General features: G+C 62.1%; 13 protein-coding genes. 2 read left to right on the top strand and 11 right to left on the bottom strand.

Annotated features, from left to right (window positions below):
- Positions 1–88: 88 nt before the first annotated feature.
- Positions 89–688, bottom strand: coding sequence for a short chain dehydrogenase (locus tag H0I86_RS06440; RefSeq protein ID WP_180924425.1), 600 nt, complete (start codon positions 686–688; stop codon positions 89–91).
- Between the two features lie 106 nt (positions 689–794).
- On the opposite strand from H0I86_RS06440, the gene H0I86_RS06445 reads away from it, so the two are divergent.
- Positions 795–1,703: a LysR family transcriptional regulator gene (locus H0I86_RS06445; RefSeq protein WP_180924426.1), complete on the top strand. Its 909-nt coding sequence runs from the start codon at positions 795–797 to the stop codon at positions 1,701–1,703.
- Between the two features lie 127 nt (positions 1,704–1,830).
- Here the strand turns inward: H0I86_RS06445 and H0I86_RS06450 are convergent, their stop codons facing one another.
- From H0I86_RS06450 to H0I86_RS06490, 9 genes are all read right to left on the bottom strand, one after another.
- On the bottom strand, positions 1,831–2,340 hold the full coding sequence (locus tag H0I86_RS06450; protein ID WP_096373238.1) for a DoxX family protein: 510 nt from the start codon (positions 2,338–2,340) through the stop codon (positions 1,831–1,833).
- 2 nt (positions 2,341–2,342) lie between these two features.
- Positions 2,343–3,113: an HvfC/BufC N-terminal domain-containing protein gene (locus tag H0I86_RS06455; protein ID WP_180924427.1), complete on the bottom strand. Its 771-nt coding sequence runs from the start codon at positions 3,111–3,113 to the stop codon at positions 2,343–2,345.
- Positions 3,110–3,994 (bottom strand): MNIO family bufferin maturase, encoded by an 885-nt coding sequence (gene bufB / locus H0I86_RS06460; protein ID WP_258019403.1) that lies wholly within the window; start codon positions 3,992–3,994, stop codon positions 3,110–3,112. The genes H0I86_RS06455 and bufB overlap by 4 nt, the downstream gene beginning before the upstream one ends.
- A gap of 31 nt (positions 3,995–4,025) precedes the next feature.
- Positions 4,026–4,331: a BufA1 family periplasmic bufferin-type metallophore gene (locus H0I86_RS06465; RefSeq protein ID WP_009047384.1), complete on the bottom strand. Its 306-nt coding sequence runs from the start codon at positions 4,329–4,331 to the stop codon at positions 4,026–4,028.
- Between the two features lie 168 nt (positions 4,332–4,499).
- Positions 4,500–5,201, bottom strand: a complete 702-nt coding sequence (locus tag H0I86_RS06470; protein ID WP_007926621.1) for an ABC transporter ATP-binding protein — start codon at positions 5,199–5,201, stop codon at positions 4,500–4,502.
- Complete coding sequence (gene livG, locus H0I86_RS06475; protein WP_009047385.1) at positions 5,202–5,969, bottom strand: high-affinity branched-chain amino acid ABC transporter ATP-binding protein LivG; 768 nt, start codon at positions 5,967–5,969, stop codon at positions 5,202–5,204.
- Positions 5,966–7,222 carry a high-affinity branched-chain amino acid ABC transporter permease LivM gene (locus tag H0I86_RS06480; protein WP_180924429.1) on the bottom strand — a complete coding sequence of 419 codons (1,257 nt, stop codon included), beginning with the start codon at positions 7,220–7,222 and terminating at the stop codon, positions 5,966–5,968. Before H0I86_RS06480 ends, livG begins: the two co-directional genes overlap by 4 nt.
- Positions 7,219–8,142, bottom strand: a complete 924-nt coding sequence (gene livH / locus H0I86_RS06485) for a high-affinity branched-chain amino acid ABC transporter permease LivH (RefSeq protein WP_007926616.1) — start codon at positions 8,140–8,142, stop codon at positions 7,219–7,221. The genes H0I86_RS06480 and livH overlap by 4 nt, the downstream gene beginning before the upstream one ends.
- A 231-nt stretch (positions 8,143–8,373) precedes the next feature.
- Complete coding sequence (locus H0I86_RS06490) at positions 8,374–9,501, bottom strand: branched-chain amino acid ABC transporter substrate-binding protein (RefSeq protein ID WP_180924430.1); 1,128 nt, start codon at positions 9,499–9,501, stop codon at positions 8,374–8,376.
- Positions 9,502–9,840: 339 nt separating this feature from the next.
- Between H0I86_RS06490 and H0I86_RS06495 the strand changes: the two genes are divergently transcribed.
- A complete protein-coding gene (locus tag H0I86_RS06495) occupies positions 9,841–10,152 on the top strand; it encodes a DUF2288 domain-containing protein (RefSeq protein WP_180924431.1) in 312 nt (103 codons plus the stop codon).
- Positions 10,153–10,419: 267 nt separating this feature from the next.
- Here H0I86_RS06495 and H0I86_RS06500 read toward each other — a convergent pair whose 3' ends face one another.
- A complete protein-coding gene (locus tag H0I86_RS06500; protein WP_180924432.1) occupies positions 10,420–12,603 on the bottom strand; it encodes a hypothetical protein in 2,184 nt (727 codons plus the stop codon).
- Positions 12,604–12,639: the final 36 nt, after the last annotated feature.

The following is a 12,639-nucleotide window of genomic DNA, read 5'->3' on the forward strand; positions in this document are numbered from 1 at the left end:
ATCCATTTACGTCTATGTAGGAAGGCACTGCGGTGTGCCGGGTGCAGCGCTATCGCGAGCAAGCTTCGCTCCTGCGCCGGCAGGTGGGTCAGCCGACGATAAAGGTCTGGCCGGTCTGCAGGCCTTCCACGCTCTTGGCGTAGGCCAGCGCCACGTCGGCGCCGGGGACCGGCTTGTAGCCACGGAAGTACGGGGCGTAGCTGTCCATGGCTTCTTCCAGCACGGTCGGGCTTACCGAGTTCACCCGCAGGCCGCGTGGCAACTCGATGGCGGTGGCGCGGACGAAACCGTCGATGGCGCCGTTGACCAGGGCCGCCGAGGCGCCGCTGCGGATCGGGTCGCGGTTGAGGATGCCGGAGGTGAAGGTGAACGACGCGCCGTCGTTGGCGAACTCGCGACCGATCAGCAGCAGGTTGACCTGGCCCATCAGCTTGTCTTGCAGGCCCAGGGCGAAGTGCTGTTCGCTCATCTCATCCAGCGGGGCGAAGGTGACATTGCCCGCGGCGCAGATCAGCGCGTCGAATGTGCCGGTTTGCTCGAAGAGCGCGCGGATCGAGGCGCTGTCGCTGATGTCCACCTGGAAGTCACCGCTGGTGCGGCCGATGCGGATGATTTCATGACGCTGCGACAGCTCTTTGTCGACCGCTGAACCTATGATGCCGTTGGCGCCGATCAGAAGAATTTTCATGGGGCTGTTCCTCGGGTGGGTTGAACGAGGTTGCAGTCTAGTGCTGGTTTTTCCTGTTGATTAGCGCACTAATAGGCAACCTTTGGTTTTCAAATGGAAACAATCCATGAGCGAGATGGATGACCTGGCGGCGTTCGCCGTGCTGATCGAGGCCGGTAGTTTCACCCTGGCCGCCCAGCAATTGGGTTGCAGCAAGGGGCAATTGTCCAAGCGCATCAGTGCCCTGGAGGCACAGTTCTCGGTCGTGCTGTTGCAGCGCACCACGCGGCGCTTGAGCCTGACCGCGGCGGGCGCCGCCTTGTTGCCCCAGGCCCAGGCGCTGCTGGTCCAGGTCGAGCGGGCGCGCCAGGCGCTGGCGCGGCTCAAGGACGACATGGCCGGGCCGGTGCGGCTGACGGTGCCGGTGTCCCTGGGGGAGACCTTTTTCGAGGGCCTGTTGCTGGAGTTCTCCCGGCAGTATCCCGAGGTGCAGATCGAGCTGGAGCTGAACAACCACTACCGCGACCTGACCCGGGACGGCTTCGACCTGGCGATCCGCTCGGAGGTGGCCAGCGACCAGCGGCTGGTGGCCAGGCCGCTGCTGGCCTGGCACGAGATGACCTGCGCCAGCCCGGCCTACCTGGAACAGTATGGCGAGCCGCTGGCGCCCAGGGACCTGGCCGAGCATCGCTGCCTGCTCAACAGCCATTACAGCGGTCGTGAGGAGTGGCTCTATCACCAGCAGCACGAACTGTTGCGGGTGCGGGTGTCGGGGCCTTTCGCCAGCAATCACTACAACCTGCTGAAAAAGGCTGCGTTGGTGGGGGCGGGGATCGCCCGGCTGCCGTCCTACCTGCTACAGGCGGAACTGGCCGACGGGCGTTTGCGCGGGCTGCTGCGCGACTACCAGACCCGCAGCATGCCGATGTACCTGGTGCACCCGTATCAGGGCGGGCTGCCCAGGCGCACCCAGGTCCTGGCCGATTACCTGATCGGCTGGTTCAAGCGCAGCGGCGAAGCGCTGGATCGCCTGTAACCGTCAATCTCCCCGCCACACTGCTTCTGTAGGAGCGAAGCTTGCTCGCGATGACGTTAACGCGGTTTTTCAGACAATCCGCGGCGTGGCCATCGCGCGCAAGCTGCGCTCCTACAGAGGCTGGGGATCAAGGCCGCTGGTAGCGGCGGGCGATCAGGTGGTCGATGGAGAGCTTGCCGGGGCCGCGGGCCATCAGGTACAGCAGGACCGCCGCCCAGGTGCCGTGGGTCGGGTAGGCGTCAGGGTAGACGAACAGCTGGATGGTCAGGGTCATGCCCAGCAGCGCCAGGGCCGAGAAGCGCGTGGCGAAACCGACCAGGAGCAGCAGCGGGAACAGATGCTCGGCGAATGCCGCCAGGTGCGCGGCCAGTTCGGGGGAAAGCAGCGGTACCCGGTACTCGCTCTGGAACAAGGGAATGGTCGAGTCGGCCAGGCGCGGCATGCCGAGCTCGAACGTCCCGGAGAACAGATCGATGGCCAGGCCCTCGACCTTGGTCTGGCCGGATTTCCAGAACACCGCGGCAATGGAGAAGCGTGCGATAAAGGCGATCAGGCTGTGGGGAATACGCTCCAGCAGTTGGATGAGTCGGTTCACCCCGTGGCTGAGCGGGTGGTGCTTGGTGCAGTGGGTGTCCATGTTCAAACCTCGGAATGGTGGGACAGGCGAGTGATGGCGCCGCGGCCGATCAACAGCGCCAGGGCCTGGCTCGGCTCGAATGCCGGATCGGCCGCCAAGGCATTGGCCACGGCAACCTGCAGCGGCTGTGAGTGGCGCAGGGCGTGGATGAAGCGGGCGCCCCCGGCGTCGATGGCGAACACCTCGACCTCCAGGTCGTGACGCAGTACCAGGGCGTTTTGCCCTTGCTGCAGGTCGATCGCCTGCCAGTCGCCATCGCCCTGGTGGGCGGCCCATAAGGCGACCACCGGGTGCGCCGATTCCAGCAGGCCGAGCGAAGGGTGCAGCTCCAGGCGCAATTGCCCCAGGGTTGCAGGCTCGGCCATGGCCGCGGCGATCTGCTGCGGTTGAACCGGGCAGGCGTCGGCGGCGTGATAGGCGGTGACCCGCAGGCGTTCCAGGCGCGCGACATCGGCCAGGTAAGGCAGGCCGGCGGCGGGAGGGAAGCCGCCGATGAAATCGGCGAAGTCATGGCTATAGTCGCTGAGCACGGCGCTGGTGGGCGGGAAGCGCCTGACGTAGAGCGCGGCCATGGCCCGGAAGAACTCATCGCCCACCAGTTGCGCCACCACCGGGTAGGCATCGGCCAGGGCGCCGATCAACGAGCTCTGCACATTGTTGCGGTACACCGCGAAGCGGCTGGCCGGGTCGGCGCCGTTGCCGCAGTACAGGCCCGCCGGGCAGGGTTGCTCGGGATCGAGCAGGGCGCTGGCGAAGCTGGCTTGTGTGTTCATGCCAGCCTCCTGGCGCATTGCAGCAGCTCATCCGCCTGGCGCACCTCGGTATGCAGCACGGAGAACGCCGGCACCTGGTTGTCGCGCTCGATCAGGGTCGCGGTCGGCCCGATCCGCTCCAGCAGCCGCAAGTACAGCGCCCACACGGCGTTATCGATCGGCGCGCCGTGATCGTCGATCAGCAAGCGCTCGCCCAGGCTGTCGCTGTCTTCGGCAAAGCCGGCCAGGTGGATCTCGCCCACCGCGTGCAACGGCAGGGCATCGATGTAGGCCAGCGGATCGCGCCGGTGGTTGATGCACGACACGTAGACATTGTTCACGTCCAGCAACAGGCCGCAGCCGGTGCGGCCTATCACTTCGCGGATGAACTCGGCCTCGTCCATGCTCGACTGGCGAAACTCCAGGTAGGTCGCCGGGTTCTCCAGCAGCATGGGGCGGCGCAATGTGCTCTGTACCTGGTCGATGTGTTCGCAGACGCGGTCCAGGGTCGGGCGGTCATAGGCCAGGGGCAGCAGGTCATTGAGAAACACCGGGCCATGGCTGGACCAGGCCAGGTGTTCGGAAAAGGACTGGGGTTGATAACGCTCGATCAGCACCGCCAGGCGTTTGAGGTGCTGTTGGTCCAGCGGACCTTCGGCGCCGATCGACAGGCCGACGCCGTGCAGCGACAGCGGGTACTGCTCGCGGATCAGCCCCAGGTAGTGATGGAACGGCCCGCCGGCGACCATGTAGTTTTCCGCATGGACTTCAAAAAAACCGATATCGGGCTGTTCCCTCAGGACCTGGCGAAAGTGTTCGGTCTTGAGCCCCAGCCCGGCGCGTTGCGGCAAGCTGGAGAGGGGCGCCTGAGTGGCGGGATGGAGGGGGAGTGGTACGGCCATGTTCATCATCGACACTCAGGCAGACGGTGGATTACGACTTGGCTTTGTAGGCCTGGAGCTGGCCGAAACCGGTAGGCGAGGTGCTGCTGGCGGTTTTCTCGCAGGTGCCTTTAGGAACCAGTTTCCAGGCGTTGGCCTGGTGGTCGACTTTGGCGGTGCCGGCACAGGTGGTGCCCGCGCCTGCCGCGCAATCGTTCTTGCCTTTCATGGCGACGCCAAAGCATTTCTCCATGTCGTCGGCGGCCTGGGCGGTGGTCGGCAGCGCGGCCATGCTCAAGGCAGAACCGAGGGCCAGGGCCAGGGCGGCGGCGGACAGGGTGCGAGTGGTAGCGGTCATGGTGTTTCTCCAGAAAAGGTAGTGGGGAAGGCAGGCATGTGTGCCTGCTTATCCCTCTAGAGAAAGGTCAATGGGGTTTGTTACAGCCCAGGTGGAAAAAATCCAGGAGGGGAGATTTCCAGGCAAAAAGAACGGCCCCGAAGGGCCGTTCTTTGTTGCTGCGGATGCTCAGCCGCCCAGATAGGCTTCGCGCACCTTGGGGTCGGTCAGCAGGGCTTCGCCGGTGCCTTGCATCACCACCCGACCGTTTTCCAGTACATAGGCACGGTCGGCGATCTTCAGCGCCTGGTTGGCGTTCTGCTCCACCAGGAACACCGTCACGCCGTCACGGCGCAGCTGTTCGATGATGTCGAAGATCTGCTGGATGATGATCGGCGCCAGGCCCAGGGACGGTTCGTCGAGCAGCAACAGCTTGGGCTTGCTCATCAGCGCGCGGCCGATGGCGAGCATCTGCTGTTCGCCGCCGGACATGGTGCCGCCGCGCTGGTTGAAGCGTTCCTTGAGGCGCGGAAACAGGCCCAGGACCTTGTCCATCTGCTCCTGGTAATCGCCCTTGTCGGTGAAGAACCCGCCCATGGCGAGGTTCTCCTCCACGGTCAGGCGGGCGAATACCCGGCGACCTTCCGGCACCACGGCAATGCTCTTGCGCATGATCTGCGCGGAGGTCTGCCCCACCAGCTCTTCACCCAGGTAACGGATGCTGCCGCTGTGGGCCTGCGGCGAACCGCAGAGGGTCATCAGCAGGGTGGATTTGCCGGCGCCGTTGGCGCCGATCAAGGTGACGATCTCGCCCTGGCGGATCTCGACGTTGACGCTGTGCAGCGCCTGGATCTTGCCGTAGAAGGTGGAAACGTTTTCGAACTGCAGCATTTACGCTTCCCCCAGGTAGGCTTTGATCACTTCGGGATTGTCGCGGATCTGTTCCGGCGTGCCGTCGGCCAGGGGCGTGCCCTGGTTGATCACGACGATGTGGTCGGAAATGCTCATGACCAGCTTCATGTCGTGTTCGATCAGCAGCACCGTGGCGTTGTGCTCTTCGCGCAGCACGCCGATCAGCGCCTTGAGGTCCTCGGTTTCCCGCGGGTTGAGGCCGGCGGCCGGTTCGTCGAGCATGAGGATCCGCGGACGGGTCATCATGCAGCGGGCGATTTCCAGGCGCCGTTGCTGACCGTAGGCCAGGGTGCCGGCGGGACGGTTGGCGAACTCCTTGAGGTTGACCTTTTCCAGCCAGTACTCGGCGTATTCCATGGCCTCGCGCTCGCTCTTGCGGAACCCCGGGGTCTTGAACAGGCCGGCCAGGAAGTTGGTGTTCAGGTGACGGTGCTGGGCGATCAACAGGTTCTCGACCGCGGTCATGTCCTTGAACAGCCGCACGTTCTGGAAGGTGCGTACCACACCCTTGAGGGCGATCTTGTGGCCGGGCAGGCCCTGGATCGGCTCGCCGTCGAGCAGGATGCTGCCGGCGGTGGGCTGGTAGAAACCGGTCAGGCAGTTGAACACCGTGGTCTTGCCGGCGCCGTTCGGGCCGATCATCGACACCACTTGTTTTTCTTTGACGGTCAGGGCCACGCCGTTGACCGCCAGCAGGCCGCCAAAGCGCATGCTCAGGCCCGTTACTTTCAGGATCTCACGGCTCATTTGCGCAGCTCCATGTGAGGACGTTGCATGGGCAGCAGGCCTTGAGGACGCCAGATCATCATCAGCACCATCATGGCGCCGAACATCAACATGCGGTATTCGCTGAATTCACGCATCAGTTCAGGCAGCAGGATCATCACGGTGGCCGCGAGGACCACGCCCAACTGCGAGCCCATTCCGCCCAATACCACGATGGCGAGGATGGTCGCGGACTCGATGAAGGTGAAGGACTCCGGCGTCACCAGGCCCTGGCGCGCGGCGAAGAAGCTGCCGGCGAAACCGGCGAAGCAGGCACCCAGGGTGAAGGCCGACAGTTTGATCACGGTCGGGTTCAGGCCCAGGGCGCGGCAGGCGATTTCGTCTTCACGCAGGGCTTCCCAGGCACGCCCCAGGGGCATGCGCAGCAGGCGGTTGATGACGAACAGGGCGAACAACGCCAGCAACAACGCGACCAGGTAAAGGAAGATCACCTTGTTGATCGAGTTGTATTCGATGCCGAAGTACTCGTGGAAGGTCTGCAGGCCCTCGGCGGCCCGGCGTTCGAAGGACAGGCCGAAGAACGTCGGTTTATCGATGTTGCTGATACCGTTCGGACCACCGGTGAGGTCGGTCAGGTTACGCAGGAACAAGCGGATGATTTCACCGAAGCCCAGGGTCACGATCGCCAGGTAGTCACCGCGCAGGCGCAGTACCGGGAAGCCCAGCAGGAAGCCGAAGGTGGCCGCCATCAGGCCGGCGATAGGCAGGCAGATCCAGAAGCTCAACCCGTAGTAGTGCGACAGCAGCGCGTAGCTGTAGGCGCCCACGGCGTAGAAGCCGACGTAACCCAGGTCCAGCAGGCCGGCCAGGCCGACCACGATGTTCAGGCCCAGGCCGAGCATCACGTAGATCAGCACCAGGGTGGCGATGTCCACCGCGCCGCGGGAACCAAAGAACGGCCAGACCAGCGCACCGATGATCAGCGCAATGATGATCCAGCGCTGGGTGGTCGGCAGGGTCAGGAAGTTACTGGCCTTGGCCGGGATCACCGGCATGCTGGGCGAGGACTTCCAGGCCGCGCTGATCTGCTGGTCGAACAGCACCCGCAGGAACATCAGCACCGAACACGCGGCGATGATCATCAGCGTGGTAGGGCTGGTGCCATGGACTTCCAGGTTGATGCCGACGATGGTCAGTTTCAAACCGAGTATCGGGTAGGCGACGGCCCACACCAGCAAGGCGCTGAAGAACGCCTGTCGAAGATTCCTAGTCATACTTTCTCAACCTCCGGACGGCCCAGCAGGCCGGTTGGCCGGAACAACAACACCAGAACCAGCAGGCCGAACGCCACGACGTCCTTGTACTGGTCGCCGAAGATATCGGCACCGAAGGCTTCCGCCACCCCAAGCACCAGGCCGCCCAGCATGGCGCCCGGAATGCTGCCGATGCCGCCCAGTACCGCGGCGGTGAATGCCTTGAGACCGACCAGGAAGCCGGCGTTGGGGTTGATCACGCCGTATTGCATGCTCAGCAGCACGGCCGCGATCGCCGCCAGCGCGGCGCCGATCACGAAGGTCAGGGCGATGATGTTGTTGGTGTTGATACCCAGCAGGTTGGCCATCTTGATGTCCTCGGCGCAGGCACGGCAGGCGCGGCCCAGGCGGGAACGGGAGATGAACAGGGTCAGGCCGAGCATGGCGATGAGGGTCACCACGAACACCACGATTTGCATGTAGGAGATCAGCACTTCATGTGCGCCACCTGGCCCGATGGAGAAGTTGCCCGGGATCAGGTTGGGGATGGATTTGTCCTTGGAGTCCTGCGCCAGCAGAACCGTGTTCTGCAGGAAGATCGACATGCCGATGGCCGAGATCAGCGGGATCAGACGGTTGCTGCCGCGCAGGGGGCGGTAGGCGATCCGTTCGATGCTGTAGCCGTAGGCACTGGTAACGACGATGGTCGCGATAAAGGCCGCGGTCATCAAGAGCGGGACACTGTCGAGTCCCATCATGGTCAGGCCCGCGATGGCGATGAACGCCACATAGGAACCAATCATGTACACCTCGCCGTGGGCGAAGTTGATCATTCCAATGATGCCGTAAACCATCGTATAGCCGATGGCGATCAGGGCATACGTGCTGCCAACGGTGAGACCGTTAACCAGCTGTTGGAAAAAGTGATAGAGGTCAGGCATTACAGCGCTCCTAAAAACCTGATACGCATTTCACTGGTGGAGTCATTTTCCCGCCTGCGCCCCGTGGATCTGCATCCACTTCGGGTCAGGTTTTGCCAGCGAACCGCTGATGACGGTTTTGAGATTTTCAGGTGGGCGGGCTTCCGGATCACGGAAAACAGGCCCAATACGTTCGTAAAACAAAGCCCACGGCACGCCGTGGGCTTTATTGGCAGTCAGTAAGACAGGGCCTTATTGAGGCGAGACTTCGGTTTTAGGTTTGCCGAAGTGCCACTCGTAGACCACGAACTTGAAGTCTTTCAGGTCGCCCTTGGCGTCGAAGCTCAGGTCGCCGGTCGGCGTCTTGAAAGTACCGGCGTGGATGGCTTCGGCCACTTTGGTCGGGTCTTCGCTCTTGGCTGCGGTGATACCGCCGGCAATGACTTCAACCGCGGAGTAGGAAGGGAACACGAACGGACCGCTCGGATCTTCTTTCTTGGCCTTGAACGCATCCGCCAGGGCCACGTTGGCCGGATCCTGGTCGAAGGATTTCGGCAGGGTCACCAGCAGGCCTTCGGAAGCGTCCTTGGCGATCTGCGAAATGGAGTCGTTACCCACGCCTTCCGGACCCATGAACTTGGCCTTCAGGCCTTTTTCCTGGGCCTGGCGCAGGATCAGGCCCAGCTCCGGGTGGTAGCCGCCGTAGTAGACGAAGTCGACGTTGGCTTGCTTGAGCTTGGCGATCATCGAGGAGAAGTCCTTGTCGCCGGCGTTGATGCCTTCGAACACGGCAACCTTGGTGCCTTTCTTCTCGAGGGTCTGTTTAACGGCGGTGGCGATGCCTTCACCGTATTGCTGCTTGTCGTGCAGCACGGCAACGATTTTCGGTTTCACGTGGTCGGCGATGTAGTTGCCGGCGGCAGGGCCCTGGGCGCTGTCCAGGCCGATGGTGCGGAACACCATCTTGTAACCACGGGTGGTGATGTCCGGGCTGGTGGCGGCGGGGGTGATCATGACCACGCCTTCGTCTTCGTAGATGTCCGAAGCCGGTTGAGTGGAGCTGGAGCACAGGTGGCCGATCACGAACTTGACGCCGTCGTTGACGACTTTGTTGGCTACGGCGACGGCTTGTTTCGGATCGCAGGCATCATCGTATTCGACGGCCTGGAGCTGCTTGCCATCGACGCCGCCCTTGGCGTTGATGTGTTCGATGGCCATTTTGGCGCCACTGAACTGCATGTCGCCGTACTGGGCTACAGGGCCGGTCTTGGGGCCGGCGATGCCGATCTTGATGGTGTCAGCTGCGAACGAATGGCTGGCGACTCCGGCCAGAACCATAGCGGCAAACAGTTTGGAAATCTGCTTAGTAGCCTTATTCATAGTGCTCCACTCTTACTGTTGTAATTTTTATAGTCCTGGCGCCGTAGCAGCAGAACCGGGTCAGATATCTCTTGGATATCCCCGGAAAATGCCCCCGGCAACTGTACCGGTACAGTGTAGAGCGCCGATTGTTAGCCTGGGAAGCTGGCGCCAGGGGGCAAAATCAGGGGGTGTCGCTTTATTGAAAGAAAAAGACAGAATCGCGGCGGGGTTTTGACCGTATCCAGCGAGCAATCCTTGGCTCTCCTGCACTTCTCTATCGTTGACGCAATTGCAACCGGGTTTGTCTGCCAGAGCACCGACGTTATCATTGCGCCGATTTCTTTTCGGGACAGGCCCATGACTCAAGAACCTAGCACCCTCTATGCCAAGCTGCTTGGTGAAACCGCATCTATTACCTGGAAGGAGCTGGAGCCGTTCTTCGCCAAGGGTGCCCTATTGTGGGTCGACGCCAGTCTGGATTTGATCGAGGCAGCCGAGGCAATGGCCGAGAACCAGGCCGAGAAAGTCTCTGCTTGGCTGGCCGCGGAGAAGGTTGGCAAGGTGTCTGCGACGCGGGCGCTGGATCTGGTGGAGCGTGATCCGCTGCTGTGGGCGGTGGTGGTTTCGCCGTGGATTCTGGTCCAGGAAAGGGCGCAGGTCGAAGGTTGAGCACCAAAATAGTGCCTGGTTTTTCCGACTAAAAGTGTGTAGCCGAGTAACCGCGATCACGATGATGGCAAGTTGCCCGTGGAGAAAGGCCCCACCCGTTTCAGGCTGACGGTGACGTAAGCGGAATGGGAACAGTTTGCAAGGCAGCCCGAGGGCTGCCTGATTGTTTCTGGAGACTACCTTCCTTCTATATATCGCCTTGCAGAAACCGTCGGTCGGACGCTGGTGAAAGCATCGACCGGCGGCACCTGCAGGGGCGACAGGCGGTCAGTAAGCGGTCCTGCCCGTGTGGTTGTTCAGCGAGATGACCTTGGTCTTGCCGATGCGGTGACGATAGATCTCGCGCAGGTACTTGATGGCTTTCTTTACGCAATCGCGGGACAGGCGGATGTCGTTGATCGAGACGAACTTGTCCTTGTCGTTGATCAGCTCGCGGTACTTCTTCTCGTACATAGGCTTGATCGCATACCAGTTGGTATCGAGGATCTTCGCCGGGTTCTCGAACTCGTTGAGCAGCTCGTCGATGCGGCTTTCATCGAACGCTTCGCTGACAATGAAATCGAGGATCGAGTTGTCCAGGGTCTCGTCGAAGCGGTACGGGTTGCGGGCGAAGCAACGCTTGATAAAGGCCACGATCAGGGTCAGGAAGTCGTCCGACAGGCACGGGCTCTTGGCGATCAGGGTGGTCAGCGAGAGGTTGGCCGAAGCGCCGATCACCAGGGCGTAACGCTTGAGGGTGGTGTTGGGGAACAGGCTGTTGAGGTGGGTCTTGAGCCGGTTCAGGTCCATGTAAGACAGCTTGTAGTCCTTCGGCAGGGAGACGATCGACACCACCGACGAGCAGTTCTTGAAGAAGTGCAGGTCGTGCAGGGCGGCCGCGTCGTAACCGGAAGCCTTGTATTGCTCCAGCGCCGCGCGATAGCGCTTGGACTCGATCGGCAGCAGGCTGATGCCCTCGATGGCCTGGGTCACCTTGTTGAAGTGCGGCAGGTCGATGGAGCGGAAGAACAGGTCGTCGATGTTCAGGCGCTGCGGCTCTTTCTCGAACACCTTGAACTTGTCGCCAGTCGGCACCGGGGTTTCCGGGACCACGGACTCGGCATAGGCGATCGCCACCGGGCCGGCCAGGCTCATGAACAGGTCGTTGGCATCCAGGCGGATGGTCTCGCCGATGTCGATGCCGGCGCGGCGGAAATAGTTCTGGTCGTAGTCGGTGGTCACCGCCTGGGCGGTGAGGATGTTGAAGATCTGCTGGGAGATGTACTGGTTGGCGTGCTTCTCCATGGCGTTGACGTCGATGTTCTGGATGTTGCCGTCATCGCTTTCTTCGGCATAACGCATGATGTCGTTGGAAATCAGCATCATCGCGTTCCATGGGCGGATGCGCCCCATGACGCTGGCTTCGCTGCTGTCTTCGTTATCGAAGTTGTAGGAGAAGTCCCATTCTTCCGACAGGTATTTGCACAGCAGGCGTCCGGCGTTGATGTGCAACGCTTCGGACATTTCGCTACGGTGGTCGGAGATATTCGGCAGTACGCAAATACCGCTGGTGAAGATCGGCTCGAAGACGAAGGAGTGGCCGCTCTTGCTGTCGTGCTCGTCGATCGGCTTGGTGTCGAACGTCTTGTTCATGTACGAATACTGCTGGGCCAGGCCGAACTCCGAGGCCATGCCCGAACCGGTACCGCCGCCGGCGCTGAAGATCGAGAAGTACAGGCGCGACTGGTTGGCCTTGATGCCGCAGGAGTCGATCAGGTACGAGTGGATCATTTTCCAGTCGGGGCTGGAGAAACGCTGGGTGTCCTTGTTGAGGATGATCTTGGCCAGGTACTGGCCAAGGATCGGCGCGTTACCGGCGCCACCGGCGTGGACTTCCGAGAGGTCCATGATCTTCATCTTGCTGTAGTCGCGGATGAAGCCGCTTTTCTCGCCCTTGCGCGAGAAGCGGATGCGCCCGGCGATGTCCTTGTCCAGGTCGCCCAGCATCACCAGCGGCTCGACCAGGAACACCGGTTTGCTGGCCTTGTTCTGGCCCAGGCGCAGGTTGTGGCGGATCCACTGGGCGGGGCTGTAGCCCTTGTCGGCATAGGCCTTGTCGTCGTTGTTGAATTCGTTGAGGTAGAACTTGCGGGCGTTGTACACCAGCTCCGCCACATCCAAGGCGATGTTCGACCCGCAGCGGCCCAGGCCGATCAGGCAGACCGAGGGGAACTCCTGCTCGCGGCGTCCCTCGAGTTCGTCTTCCAGGTGCGGCGGGCGCGGGAACACTGAGTCGCGCAGGCCGTCGAGGTTGTCGAGGATGCGGTCGGTGTTGGTTTCGGTGAAGTAGAGGTATTGCTGGGGCGCCTGCGGGCGCGAGCTGGACAATGGCTTCGAATCTGAAAAGCTCTGGCTGCCCGGGGTCAGCGTCAGTTCGGATACTGCGTTGGCAGAATTGTTTTTAGAAGTCATTGTGCGCCGTGTGCCTGGACTGGTCGGCTCGGTGAA

Origin of the sequence: Pseudomonas chlororaphis subsp. aurantiaca (assembly GCF_013466605.1) — a bacterium.
GTDB classification, from domain to species: Bacteria; Pseudomonadota; Gammaproteobacteria; order Pseudomonadales; family Pseudomonadaceae; genus Aquipseudomonas; species Aquipseudomonas chlororaphis_I.

What these genes read in the sequence shown, in the direction of transcription:
- H0I86_RS06500 (WP_180924432.1), bottom strand. Translation starts at nt 12,603, where the DNA reads ATGACTTCTAAAAACAATTCTGCCAACGCAGTATCCGAACTGACGCTG.
- H0I86_RS06445 (WP_180924426.1), top strand. Translation starts at nt 795, where the DNA reads ATGAGCGAGATGGATGACCTGGCGGCGTTCGCCGTGCTGATCGAGGCC.
- livG (WP_009047385.1), bottom strand. Translation starts at nt 5,969, where the DNA reads ATGAGCCGTGAGATCCTGAAAGTAACGGGCCTGAGCATGCGCTTTGGC.
- H0I86_RS06440 (WP_180924425.1), bottom strand. Translation starts at nt 688, where the DNA reads ATGAAAATTCTTCTGATCGGCGCCAACGGCATCATAGGTTCAGCGGTC.
- H0I86_RS06450 (WP_096373238.1), bottom strand. Translation starts at nt 2,340, where the DNA reads ATGGACACCCACTGCACCAAGCACCACCCGCTCAGCCACGGGGTGAAC.
- livH (WP_007926616.1), bottom strand. Translation starts at nt 8,142, where the DNA reads ATGCCTGACCTCTATCACTTTTTCCAACAGCTGGTTAACGGTCTCACC.
- bufB (WP_258019403.1), bottom strand. Translation starts at nt 3,994, where the DNA reads ATGGCCGTACCACTCCCCCTCCATCCCGCCACTCAGGCGCCCCTCTCC.
- H0I86_RS06480 (WP_180924429.1), bottom strand. Translation starts at nt 7,222, where the DNA reads ATGACTAGGAATCTTCGACAGGCGTTCTTCAGCGCCTTGCTGGTGTGG.
- H0I86_RS06470 (WP_007926621.1), bottom strand. Translation starts at nt 5,201, where the DNA reads ATGCTGCAGTTCGAAAACGTTTCCACCTTCTACGGCAAGATCCAGGCG.
- H0I86_RS06465 (WP_009047384.1), bottom strand. Translation starts at nt 4,331, where the DNA reads ATGACCGCTACCACTCGCACCCTGTCCGCCGCCGCCCTGGCCCTGGCC.
- H0I86_RS06455 (WP_180924427.1), bottom strand. Translation starts at nt 3,113, where the DNA reads ATGAACACACAAGCCAGCTTCGCCAGCGCCCTGCTCGATCCCGAGCAA.
- H0I86_RS06495 (WP_180924431.1), top strand. Translation starts at nt 9,841, where the DNA reads ATGACTCAAGAACCTAGCACCCTCTATGCCAAGCTGCTTGGTGAAACC.
- H0I86_RS06490 (WP_180924430.1), bottom strand. Translation starts at nt 9,501, where the DNA reads ATGAATAAGGCTACTAAGCAGATTTCCAAACTGTTTGCCGCTATGGTT.